Genomic DNA, 12809 nt, shown 5'->3' with positions numbered 1-12809 from the left:
GCTAAATATACTGATAAATCATTACTTTTAAGCCTTGCCTTAGCAGGCCTTAAATACCTTTAAAATGAAAAATTGTACGCTTATTTTATATCTACTTCTTTTTACGACTATTGTTTTTTCGCAACAAACTAAAAAAGAGGAGCCCATAAAACCCATTCCCAAAGCGGCCTCGTTTATCACGAATCACCAAGGGGTGTTTGGAGGAAAGTCCATTACCTATAAAGCTACTGCCAAAGAAACGTATCTGACCAATGAAAAAGGAGATTCCGTTGCCTCTTTTTGGTCCGTTGCCTATACCCAAAAGGAGCTGAAAAATAGTGTCTCCTTACGTCCTGTCACTTTTGTGTTCAACGGAGGTCCTGGTTCTGCCTCGGTATGGTTACATATGGGGCTTTTTGGTCCAAAATTGGTGTCCGTGGATTCCGAAGCGAAGAAAGATGATGGCGCAGCACCTTACCTTTTGAAGAATAATGAAAACGGACTCTTGGACCTCACCGACCTCGTTTTCATAGACCCTGTGGGAACAGGGTATAGTAGGGTCATTGGTAAGGGTAAAGAAAAAGACTACTGGGGTCTTAAGGAGGATGCCAAATCCGTAACCCAGTTTATCCGCAAATGGATAACGGACAACAAACGATGGATGTCCCCAAAATATATTGCCGGTGAAAGTTTTGGCACTACCAGGGCGGCAGCCGTTGCTAAAGAACTGGAAGGTAACGGCCAAAACATGGCCCTCAACGGTTTGATATTGATTTCACAGGCCTTGGACTATGCGGGCTCTACATCTGACCATTATAATATTACATCCTACCTTACCTACCTCCCCAGTATGGCGGCCACGGCATGGTACCATAAAAAAGCGGGGCAGGGAAAAAGCTTGGAGCAATTTGTTGAAAAAGCACGGCAATTTACATACGATAGCTATGCGGCAGCCCTTTATAAAGGTAATTTGTTATCGAAAACGGAACGGGAAACCATAGCGGATAAGTTGGTGTATTTCACCGGTCTGGACAAGTCCTATATCCTAAAATCTAACCTAAGGATTCTCGTCCCCCGTTTTCAGAAACGATTGTTATACGATGAGGGACTTACCATTGGAAGGTTAGACGGTCGTTTTATGGGAGAAGAATCAGATTTGGTGGCGGATAGGCCCACGCTAGGGGATCCCGCAAGCTATCAGATTGGCGCAGCGTACACTACTGCTTTGAACCACTATTATGCATCCGATTTAAACATAACAATGGACAGGCCCTACCTTACTTCTAACGGAAAAATAGGTCAGAAATGGCGCTGGAGAACGGTTCCGGACGGGAGTTATTGGGAACCTACCCCTGTAAACACCGCTAGTGATTTGGGCGAGGCCATGCGCAGGAACACCGATTTAAAGGTATTGGTCGCGAGTGGATATTACGATTTGATCACTCCGTTTTTTGATGCGGAATACACCTTCTCCAGAAACGGTATTGTCAGTGACCGTGTACAAATGACCTATTACGAAGGAGGTCATATGATGTATACCCATCAGCCAGATTTGGAAAAGCTTGCCAAGGACATCCGAAAATTTTTAACCCGGGACTAATGCGTCTAGCCTCCTTGATATTCCTGGCCTTGTTCTATCTGTATGCGTGTAAGGATTCAGAAAATAGCGCTGCAGTAACAACAAATGAACCAGCTGAAAAAAATACTAAAGCTGAAGGTGTTTCGGTTATGGTGCTAGGAACTGCCCAGGATGCAGGCTCGCCACATATTGCCTGCAAAAAAGATTGTTGCGCCGCTCTTTTCGAAAATAAGAACAGTAGAAGAAAGGTGGTTTCTCTAGGCGTCTTAGATCAGGACAACGAAAAAACCTACCTTTTTGAAGCTACGCCGGATATTACCGCACAGACCAAGGCTCTGAAAACAGCTATGGATGTTTCAAGCCCTGAACTTCCAAACGGTATTTTTTTGACCCATGCACATATTGGGCATTATACAGGCCTTATGTATTTGGGAAAAGAAGCCACGAACGCGGCTCAAATTCCTGTTTTTGCGATGCCCAAAATGAAATCCTATCTGGAAAATAACGGCCCGTGGAGTCAATTGGTCAAAGACGGGAATATTTCAATTAGTCCCTTAACGCATCAAGAGGAAGTGTCCTTGACCCCGCAATTAAAAGTGATTCCCTTTACGGTGCCGCACAGAGATGAGTATTCGGAAACCGTGGGATATAGGATAGTTGGCCCTAACAAAACTGCGTTGTTCATCCCGGATATTAATAAATGGTCTGTATGGGAAACGCCAATAGAAAAACTTATCGCTGAGGTAGACTACGCTTTCTTGGATGCCACTTTTTATGATGGAAAAGAAATCAATACCCGTGACATCGCCGAGATTCCACATCCTTTTGTTATTGAAAGTATGGATTTGTTCCGGTCCCTAAGCCCTTCGGATAAAAAGAAAGTGTTCTTTATCCACTTTAACCACACCAATCCGCTGCTGCGAGAAGACAGTCCGCAAACCAAAGAAGTTTTGCAAAGCGGTTTCCAAGTAGCCCGAAAAGGTATGGTGCTGCCGCTATAGTTTATTCCATGATTTAAAACATTGGCAGCTAGACCTTGCCTTGGTCCTCTATCCTAATTTACCAACTATAAGAAACCTGAGGTTGAACCGCATCAATTTTTGAACAAAGGCGTCTGCGCCAGGCGAACCAAGGCATCATCCTCTTCCCGCAACAGTCTCTTTGTTCTCAAATACCTGTTTTTGTTGTGTGCGTCAAAATTATCAGCCTCGGGGTCCATACTACTAACGCGTACCATATCCGACGCATGAATAAACTCATTGTTTCCTATCCACATTCCTACGTGTACCACTTTCTCTGCGGTAGTATCCGTAGCTTTTCGTCCAAAAAACAATAAATCTCCCCGTTGCAGTGCACTAAAATCCTGAACCGAATCTACGGGCTTTCCGGTATGCACTTGTTGTGAAGCATCGCGTGGAATAACCATGCCATTAAGAAAATACACGGTTTTGGTAAAGCCGCTGCAATCCATTCCTTTGGTAGAGGTACCGCCCCATAAATAGGGTACACCCATGAGCGTTTTAGAAGTAGCCACCAATTTATCGGCATCCGGCACCCTGTCCTTTATCCATCCAAAATAACTTTCGGCTTCATCTAACCGAATCAGGGCAATACGCCCATCAGGATAGGACGCTACAAAATAGCCATCCATTAACTTAACGAATTCAAGTATATTTCCTGCGACCAAATCCGAAATTATTTCCTTCTCGTCTACCGCATTATAGGCATGACCATAGGTTTTGGTATAGACCACCTTGTCCGTAGCTTTCCATTGTGCAAAACGTTCTGCGTTCATTAAGCGAATGCCTCCCCTATCTACCCATGACAGATAATTGTCCGGCGTTTGTATGTAATACCAATCTCCCTGTTTTTTGAGCACTTTTACCGGCGTACCCAAGGTAGCCTGTGTAGCCAATTCCGCCGAATGCTTTGGGTTACTCCGTAAGTTTGCGACCGATATATTGATTACTGCCCTTGTGCTATCTCCCAATTCTTTTGACGGAAGTAGACGGATGCTATCCACGAAGGAAATATTCTTGTCCGTTAGGGTATTGGTAAGTGTTTTTACCGCTCCCGGCAAGTTGCTTTCCCCTTTCAAAATAAACTTATCATTCTTCTTTAGGGCCTCCACGGCGAACAGGGCGACTCTTTTATCTGGAGCGACCTCCCTTTTGATAGCTTCTATATGTTCTTGCGCTACATTGTTTTTTTCTGGTTCCGGATTACATCCAAATAGAAAAATTACCGTTAAGAGCAGTAAGACCGATTTATAGTACATGCCGTAAATTTTTAGTAAAAATAAGTAATAGGCCGTTAGCTACCATTGGTCATAATAATTAGTTTGCGGTAGTGCTGCCTTAAGATGTAATAGGGGATATGAAACCCAATTTAGCTAAATTAGCGTTCCATGAAAAAATTAAAGGTCATAGAGCTTTTTGCGGGTGTTGGGGGTTTTCGGTTGGGTCTGGAACAAACCGGCGGTTACGAGGTGGTATGGAGCAACCAGTGGGAACCCAGCACCAAAACACAGCATGCGTCCATGGTCTATGAAGCTAGGTTCGGGCCCAAAAACCACAGTAATACGTCTATCGAAGAAGTTCCCACGGACAAAATTCCCGATGCGGATTTTCTGGTAGGCGGTTTTCCCTGCCAAGACTACTCCGTGGCCACCACCTTGCAGAACTCCAAAGGACTTTTGGGAAAAAAAGGGGTCTTGTGGTGGAGCATACACCGTATCCTGTCCGAGAAAAAACATCCGCCTAAATACCTCTTTCTGGAAAATGTAGACCGCCTGCTAAAGTCGCCCTCTAGCCAGCGGGGCAGGGATTTTGCCGTAATGCTGCGGAGTTTGGATAGCTTGGGCTATGCGGTAGAGTGGCGGGTTATCAATGCGGCGGACTACGGTATGCCCCAACGTAGAAGACGTGTCTTTCTACTGGGTTACCACAGGACCGGTGTGGTTTATGACCGCCTGCAAGTAACGGACCCCAAAGCATGGCTAAGCTCGGAGGGTACCGTTGCCAGTGCTTTTCCTATTAGTGCAGTTATAGAAAACCAAAAAAGGTTTGCACTAGAGCCGGACTTGGTACAACTTTCAGAGCAGTTCAATGCCGGTGAAAAACTATCCCCTTTCCAAAATTCGGGCATGTGCATCAACGGACAGGTCTTTACCGGTAAAACCTTTCCGGAATTTGATGGGGAACATACCGTACTGGCCGATATCTTAACACGTGACCAAGTGCCACCAGAATTTTATATTGCTCCAGAGGACATTGAAAAATGGGCCTATTTAAAAGGGTCCAAAAAAGAATTGCGTACCGCCAAAAACGGATTCTCTTACAACTACAGCGAAGGGAGTATGCAGTTTCCGGATGCGTTAGACAGGCCATCACGGACCATTATAACGGGAGAGGGGGGTAAAAGCCCTTCACGGTTTAAGCATGTGGTGCAAACGTCAAAGGGATTGCGAAGACTAACCCCTTTGGAACTGGAGCGGTTGAACATGTTTCCGGACCATCACACTTATTTGGAAGGAATTAGTGATGCAAAGCGGGCTTTCTTTATGGGCAATGCCCTTGTGGTAGGGGTCGTGGAACGACTTGGAAAATCGCTCTACGAAAAAATCGGCCAATAGTCTTCATACGATAACAGTCTTTGGCAGGAAACTCAAAACATGGCGTTGAAAAGCACTTTTAAGGCAGATTTAAAAAAGGAACAGCAGTTGTTTCCGCTGCTAGACCGCATGTATACCATACACCTAAAGCATTACCGCTTTAAGCGTATTTCCTCTTACGACTTGCAATTAAAGGGCATTGATGTTGTTTTTACCCATAAGACCACTGGCGAAAAGTATGGCATTGATGAGAAGGCACAGCTAGATTATATTAATGATGACCTACCCACTTTTGCCTTTGAAATCGAATATCAAAAAAAAGAACGGGTAAGGGAGGGTTGGCTTTTTGATACTGCCAAGAAAACCGATTTCTATGCACTGGTCACAGCAATTTACGAGGATAGCCCCAATACCTTTACCTCTTGTAAAATTACTTTGGTGAACCGGAAAAAGTTACTTGCTTTCTTAGCATCCAAAGGCATTACAAGGCAGTCGTTGGACCAAGTAATAAAAAAGCATCCAGGTAAGAGTGCCAAGCAAACACTAGCGCAACTGCATGCTAAAAAGGAAGGCTATCTCTATTTTTCTAATCTGCAAAAAGCGGAAAAGCCCATAAACCTTATCCTAAAACTAGATTTTTTAACGGTCAACGGCATTGCCAAACGATTGGTCTGAACGGTACCCGTTATGTTACATGGTATCTAGCGGACTTTGTACTTTAGATAGGCTACGCGGAGATACCTTGGTATATACCTGTGTGGTCTTTATGCTATTATGCCCTAACAGCTCTTGAATAAAACGCATATCCGCGCCGGCCTCCAATAAATGTGTTGCGTAACTGTGGCGCAGGCCATGAATACCGATTTTTTTATGAATGTTCGCTTTTCTCATAGCAAGTCTAAAAACTTGCTGTAAGCTAGATTTTCCATATGGTCCACCGTATTGCCCTTCGAACAGATACGTTTTGGGTTTAAAGGTTAAATAATACTCGCGCAACTTGGGCAGAATAGATTTTGGCAGGGGTACGTACCTATCTTTTTTACCTTTTGCGCCAACTACATGCACCACCATTCTTTTACTATCTATATGTTCAATTTTTAAATTGACCACTTCAGAAACCCGAAGTCCCATACCGTAACATAGTTGAAGGGCTATTTTATGTTTTAGGTTTTGGGTGACATTAAAAAGTTTTTTTACCTCGGTCTTACTCAGCATTATTGGTAAACTAGCGGCTTTTTTAGGGCGGGGTATATCAAAGAACATCTTTGGTCTGTGCAACACCTGTTCAAAATAGAACTTTACAGCGTTGATTTTACCGTTAAGCTTGCGTTCTCCCATTTTTTCTACACGGATACAGTATAAAAAATAATCCTTAAGCCGCTTAGGGTTCAAGTCCTGGACCGGATAATCGTCTAAAAGTTTGAGCAAATGGTAAAACTCCGCCAAATAAATGGTAATGGTGCTCTTACTATAGTCCTTGAGCATTAACTGCTCGTTTAGCGCACGGTACGCATCTTGGTTTACCGGGTGTATACTAAGGGCTTTACCTAGGACTGTATTTTTTTCTTGCATTTGCAATTCCCTTCTTACCGCTGGCAGATCGGGTAGGTACCATGATTTTTTACTAGCGCTCCATCTGGCAGATGGAAAGCGTTTTTTTAAAGCCTGTTTTAAGGCATTGTCGAAAGCAAATTGAACTAAGATTACGTTTTTACCCTTGTGTTCATATGTTTGGTATATATAGTTGGATAATATCATACGTTCATTTTATATAAATCGTGCATTAAATATACATAATAACTTATACAAAATGCATGTACGTTTATTTAATATTAAACTATTATTTACGGGCTATTTGATATATTTTGTACCTTTTGGGAAATTATTAGATATACAGACTTATAAACGAGTTGCTGTGCAATAACTTCTCTTTACAAAGGTCATCGTTCTTTTGCTAAGGTGGTTTTAAGGAGAAGGTAAAAAAGGATGGTGGACCCTGGTGTTCCAGGGGGCCAAGTTTTTCGATGAATCGTATGAGAGTTACACTGTGGAAGAGAAGTGACTCCGTAAATACGGCGCATATGCCATTTGAAGGCTTCAAGGCAATGCGTTATATTTACTGCACACAACAGGAGTATTCATACAATACGGCTAACGCCGAACTGAACAAATACTCCAACCGTTGTGGGTAATTAGAGCAGCAATCGCAGAATCTTAATGAGTCGAAATAGAAATAGAAATAGAAGAAGAAAGAATAAACGAAAGCAGCTAAGGAAAAAGGCGAACACAAATTCAATGTCTAAATCTAAAATCCTTCCATTATTAGAATTACCTCTTTTTGCATTTTTCAATAAAGAACCATATAAATCTAAATGGTTTGGTCTCCTTCCAGAAGTAATTAATATTCAAGGGGAATGGATTGACAAACATCAAACTCTAATTAAGTGTTCAGACGATGTTAGACCATTTCTAACTAACATGGTGAATTTATACAAAACTGCTCTAGTAATTGCGGGAAATAACAGAGCCTATTTTTCGCTATATTCACTCCGAGCAATTTTGGAAAGAGTCTCACTAATTTGGACTTTGCATTCTACATCTCCACACGGAATTGAAGATTTAATTACAGAGTTAAGTTCAAATAACCTAAATACTAGAAAAGGTGCAACTCAAAAGTTTACTGAATTTGCAAACTCAATGGACAGTGAATTTGAACTATTCTATGATATGATTAGTCAATATTTTGCTCACGCTAGCAAACTAGATGGAATAATTATTGAAAACAATAGCGATAAAGACAAGCTTTTAAATATGCGAGCAAAAGCGCTTCCTCTTATATTTTTATTCGAAGCAGGGCATAGAATAAAAGTTTTATTTGAATCGTTACTGACTGAACAAGCTATACCTTTTAGTCCTCCGGTTGGAGGTAATGTAAAAGAAGGGTTCAAATTTGATTTGATAAAATTTGTCCGTCTTTGTTCATATGTTACCTGCGAAAAACATACACCAAAAAAAGGTGTTCCTATTTCAACTTTATTTAAAAACATAAAAGAAATTAAAGGTACAATAGGTATAAACTCTGTATATCGAGGAGGCATGGAGTTAGTAAGGTTCGGAAAACCAGAAGAAATCCCTGAACCAAAAGAAATTGCTGATTTTGGTTGGTACGGAATTGGTAGAAATCATGACGACAAAATCAATGTTAAATGTATAAAGAAAGATACCAAAGGAGAAGTTTATCGTCTTTCTTGGCCAAAATCAATAGAATTAGATAGTAGTGGAATTGCTTTTGTTGCTGCTCAAGCTAATGGTGAAACCATAGATTTCTTTGACTATATGAAAGAATTTATAAAAATAATTGAATTAAATTCTGAAAAATAACTACCCATACACCAACCGTTCTAAGTAATTTGAATGAAAACAGAATTAGTACACTTAAGTGATAAGGATTTAGTTGTATTCCTTGATTCAAAACCATCTGAATCAATTGATGTGACTAAAGACTTATGTTTAAGTTTTACAGGAATTGTTGCTGAAATAAAAGGTGAATTCAAATACAAACAGTACAAAAAAACCAGAAGGAAAAGAAAAATTCAAAGTGTAATAAAGTTAACTAATGAAATAAAGAATAACTTAATTGACATTTATTCAGTTTCAATAATTGGAAAAATGAAAGGCAATTTTGTTCACTGGGCTTGTAACTCAATAAATGTTGCTAGACCAAAAATTGGTGCTGAATGGGAACTGGTTGATAAACAGCCTAAAAAATTTATCTGGAAAGATTACACATTTGATTTGAAACATGCCCTAGGACTCAGTGTATATGCGAATATGCTTGCCCTAATAGGACTCCGCTTCTGCAATTTCGCTAAAAAACAAGGTGGAAATGAAAGAATAATATTTGCACTTGATTTTCTTCCCGGAAATACAGAAGAAAGTATGCAATTAATGAACCAAATAGCTGATAATTCCAACATCGCTACTATGTGGGAAAATAATCTCAAATATGGCTTCGAATTTCACATCGCCAATCTCGCAGATTATAGTGAAGATTTGAAAAGTTTCAAGGATGCTAAAGAACATCCACATTTTATTTTAGCAGATTGGTTATCCGTTGCAACTATCGCAAAGGTAAATCCTGAACAATTAAAAGAAGAAAGTAATTTTAGTGATGAAGACATTGCTCTTTTTGTAGAATTATACGACACCCTGAAAAATAGTGGAAAAATCGAATTAATTGATGTTGATGATGAGGAATATATGAGTAAAGTAAAAAAGTTTCAGCAGCAGAAACAATAAACTACCCACAACAACGTGTATAATTCATTGCGTCTGATTTTCCTTTCGGAAAACCATTGCTGCTGAATAATGGGTTTCTCTTTATTTGCTATCTTAGGTCTCACGCAACGAAATCATACACAAACACGTTGGCGTTAATTTTGAAAAAATGGAAAACAAGACAACAAAATTCATTTTAAAAACCATTCTACTTTTCCCAATCGGATTTGGTTTTTGGGCCCTCATAAACGGATTTGACCTGAATAATTGGGTCGTACCAGTAATTGCTGGATTTGTCGGCTCGTTTGGAATCGTGTTTTGGCAACTATTCGATTATGAAAAGTATAACGAAATTGAGTACGTGGACTTTTTGGAATCAAGACATTCTATAATGGTAGAGAACAGTAACGAAAACTGGAATAAAATAAATGAATTGATTAAAAATCCATTTGCGAAACTAAAAATTCTTGATAGAACAGAGAATACTTTGAAAATTCAAATCGAGCGAAAATTTCTGGATTCAATACTCACAGTAAACAAAACTCAAAACTATATCGTAATGGAAATCGAGAAAAATATCCTTGGTTTTTTACCAGATAACGCAGAAAATTATCGGACACTAAAAAAGCTTGCAAAAGGACTGAAAACATCCAACAACCAAATAAACAAAACCCTTTTGGACAGGAATCGAGCGTAACCGTTGCACAGATGGACTTTTCACTCAAATGAAACAAAAAAGCGAAATGCAAGAGAATCGGCTTACTCGAACGAAAAAAACTAACGCCAACAAAACCTAAACGTAATGCGGACTTCAGGGCAAAACCGAAGGGTCTGTCTATATTTATGAAGTCGCTAAATCTTTGGGATTTAGCTTTGGACAAAAAAAGAAAAAGCAAAACCAAAAGCTTTAGCTTTGTGCGCAGACGCAAACGAAAAGTTTCCTTACCACCGCACTACGCTTAGCCCAACCGTTAGCTACAAGGCAGAAAACAAAACTCATAAAATCATTAATGAACAAAGAAAGAGCAACAACATATAGTCTTCTAGCCCATATCAGAAACACAGGGACTTTGGCCAAAGGACCAATTGATATTTTTATTCCGTTAGTAAAAAGAGCTTTATCATATATGAACTCTAAGGGAATTCATAAAGGTAAAAGCATACTCGAAATCAAAAATGTAACGGATGAACTTTATGGACTTGACTTCCCTGTTCCGGCATTAAAAAAAATACTCGATGCTATATGTGCCGAAGTAAATGATGAAGATACAACTCGTTTCGTTCTTCATAAAGACCTTTCCTTTAGTGTTAACGAGTACACTTTTGATGAATTTGATGAAGTATTAGAAGAACAGGAACAAGACATTGAAGAATTAGAGAAACTCTTTGAACAATTTTGTAAAAATTCTGATTTAGAGATAAATAATAGTGAATCTATATTCAATTTCATTGAAAAGAACAAGTTTAATCTTTCCAAATATCTCTCTCACAGCCAAGACAATAATGGAGAAGATTTTACAGCCGAGGCACAGTTTATAGATTTCTTCAAGCGAATTCCCCAAGTCTACGAGAAAATTAAGAATATATATTTAGGTTCAATTATTTCTGGTTACATAGAATACGCGCCTGACGAAGCTAAACGTGAAGTAACATTATTACTAGACACTAATTTTATTGTTGGCTTACTAGACTTAAATACACCTGAATCAACTCACACTTGTAGAACCTTAATAAAAATAGCAAAACAACAAGGGTTCAAAGTTATGGTACTAATAGATACCATTAACGAAACAACCAACCTGCTAGAGAAAAAAGCAGAGTATTTTGACAAATCATTTCTACAGAAAAAGGTAAATACGGAAGACGTTTACAATGCTTGTGAAAGACGCAATCTCTCTAAAGCCGACCTAGAAAGAATTGCAGATAATGTTGAAGCATCACTTAAAGAATTTGGTATTTCAACAATTCCATATACTGAGAAATTGAAGAATGAAGCAAAGTTTACTGATGATTACAAAAACCTTTTAGAATATAGGTCAGCAAAAATTGCAGCACTTCACGATGCTATGGCTGTACTTTTCATAAGGAAAGAACGAAAGAATAAGAGAATTAAAGATTTCGATAAAGTTAATGCTTGGTTTGTTAATAATACTGCGACTTTAGAAGGCGAAAATTTTCATTTAAGAGAAGGTTTTCAGCCTGAAACCATAAAGGCGGACGACTTACTAAACATTCTTTGGTTAAGTAATCCTCAAATAACCAATTCGATTGATGGAGAAGACTTAGCTGAAATTGGGCTTACTTCTACAATTGCTCTTACCTTGAGTCAAAATCTTCCAAAAGCGAAGATTCTAAGGGAGCTAGATGACAATATTCATAAGTATGCAGAAGAAAAAATCAGCGATGAAGACATTGTTCGTGTGGCAACTAGAATTACAAACAAACAACTAAAAGATATTGAATCCCTAAACTTGCTTGCAGAACAGAATAAAGAAGAGTTCATAAAGCGATTAGAGGACGAGGCGAGAAAACAAAAGGAGATTGAAGAATCAAGAATTAAAAACTTAGAAAAGGTTTTTAATAATTTATCATTAAGAACTGATAATCTTGAAAAAAGTAAGAAAGAGTATGATGATAAAAGTAAGTCAATTGATTCGATAATAGCAGAAAAAACTTCCCAGGCAGATAAATTAAAAAATCAATTGTTTGACGAAAAAAACGAGACAAGACGAATAAAAAGAGAGGCTTGGATTGTTAATGAGGTTAAAAAATGGCGTAGAAAAAGTTGGATACTATTTTTCATTAGCCTTGTAATATTTGTATGTATTGGAATTTTCCTATTATATCAATCAAATTGGGATATTGATGGAGCGATACAAAGGTTTAAGAATTGGCAATCTGACTTTATAATTGGAAATATTCTTTCCATTTTGTCCTTTATATTTATCGCCATAGTGCTGTACCTAATTAAAGACAAATACTGGAATCACAGTAATGTAAAGAGTTTTAAGTCTGAATTAAATGTACCTGATGAATTAAAAGAACTAAAAAAGCCCAGTAGCTAACAATGTATAAAAATAATAGCGGTTTAATCGCTAAAATCAAAGTAAGTGAATATAAAAAAAATCTGTGTTAAACTGAAAAGTTAGCGCGTGTAAATCCGCTACTATTCTTATACTAGACCGTCAGACTGTCTCAAAACCCCGAATTATTTCGACTTGATCTTGTGGGATTCATTTTTTGATCCGATCTTTATGTCATGGACTATCGACATAAACAATCCCGCACCCAACTTACCCTCTACACCACTTGTCTGGAGGATATGATCTCCGATGAGAATTCCGTAAGGATTATAGACAA

General features: G+C 38.9%; 11 protein-coding genes. 9 read left to right on the top strand and 2 right to left on the bottom strand.

The genetic code is table 11. From position 1 onward, the window contains the following. The first annotated feature begins 64 nt into the window (after positions 1-64). Positions 65-1579 (top strand): S10 family peptidase, encoded by a 1515-nt coding sequence (locus tag BFP77_RS00050; protein ID WP_099572050.1) that lies wholly within the window; start codon positions 65-67, stop codon positions 1577-1579. Continuing rightward, positions 1579-2559: an MBL fold metallo-hydrolase gene (locus BFP77_RS00045; protein ID WP_099572049.1), complete on the top strand. Its 981-nt coding sequence runs from the start codon at positions 1579-1581 to the stop codon at positions 2557-2559. The genes BFP77_RS00050 and BFP77_RS00045 overlap by 1 nt, the downstream gene beginning before the upstream one ends. A 92-nt stretch (positions 2560-2651) precedes the next feature. Here the strand turns inward: BFP77_RS00045 and BFP77_RS00040 are convergent, their stop codons facing one another. Next, positions 2652-3836, bottom strand: a complete 1185-nt coding sequence (locus BFP77_RS00040) for a C40 family peptidase (protein WP_099572048.1) — start codon at positions 3834-3836, stop codon at positions 2652-2654. Between the two features lie 129 nt (positions 3837-3965). On the opposite strand from BFP77_RS00040, the gene dcm reads away from it, so the two are divergent. Further along, positions 3966-5192, top strand: a complete 1227-nt coding sequence (gene dcm / locus BFP77_RS00035) for a DNA (cytosine-5-)-methyltransferase (protein WP_099572047.1) — start codon at positions 3966-3968, stop codon at positions 5190-5192. Positions 5193-5231: 39 nt separating this feature from the next. Beyond that, a complete protein-coding gene (locus BFP77_RS00030; protein ID WP_099572046.1) occupies positions 5232-5846 on the top strand; it encodes a hypothetical protein in 615 nt (204 codons plus the stop codon). Positions 5847-5861: 15 nt separating this feature from the next. On the opposite strand, the gene BFP77_RS00025 is transcribed toward BFP77_RS00030, so the two are convergent. Continuing rightward, complete coding sequence (locus BFP77_RS00025; protein WP_099572045.1) at positions 5862-6929, bottom strand: tyrosine-type recombinase/integrase; 1068 nt, start codon at positions 6927-6929, stop codon at positions 5862-5864. A gap of 275 nt (positions 6930-7204) precedes the next feature. Here BFP77_RS00025 and BFP77_RS16870 point away from each other — a divergent pair, with 275 nt between their 5' ends. The 5 genes from BFP77_RS16870 (at position 7205) to BFP77_RS00005 (ending at position 12514) form a co-directional block, all read left to right on the top strand. After that, positions 7205-7363, top strand: a complete 159-nt coding sequence (locus BFP77_RS16870) for a hypothetical protein (RefSeq protein ID WP_180272270.1) — start codon at positions 7205-7207, stop codon at positions 7361-7363. A gap of 103 nt (positions 7364-7466) precedes the next feature. Next, positions 7467-8552, top strand: coding sequence for a hypothetical protein (locus tag BFP77_RS00020; RefSeq protein ID WP_143751801.1), 1086 nt, complete (start codon positions 7467-7469; stop codon positions 8550-8552). A 33-nt stretch (positions 8553-8585) separates the two neighbouring features. Beyond that, a complete protein-coding gene (locus tag BFP77_RS00015; protein ID WP_099572043.1) occupies positions 8586-9470 on the top strand; it encodes a hypothetical protein in 885 nt (294 codons plus the stop codon). A 148-nt stretch (positions 9471-9618) separates the two neighbouring features. After that, entirely contained in the window at positions 9619-10146 is a 528-nt protein-coding gene (locus BFP77_RS00010; RefSeq protein ID WP_099572042.1) for a hypothetical protein, read from the top strand. Positions 10147-10459: 313 nt separating this feature from the next. Beyond that, positions 10460-12514 carry a hypothetical protein gene (locus BFP77_RS00005; RefSeq protein ID WP_143751800.1) on the top strand — a complete coding sequence of 685 codons (2055 nt, stop codon included), beginning with the start codon at positions 10460-10462 and terminating at the stop codon, positions 12512-12514. Positions 12515-12809: the final 295 nt, after the last annotated feature.

This window comes from Maribacter sp. 4U21, from assembly GCF_002742365.1.
Lineage (GTDB): Bacteria > Bacteroidota > Bacteroidia > Flavobacteriales > Flavobacteriaceae > Maribacter.
Note: the sequence above shows the minus strand (reverse complement) of the source record. Positions and strands in the feature narration are given on the sequence as shown.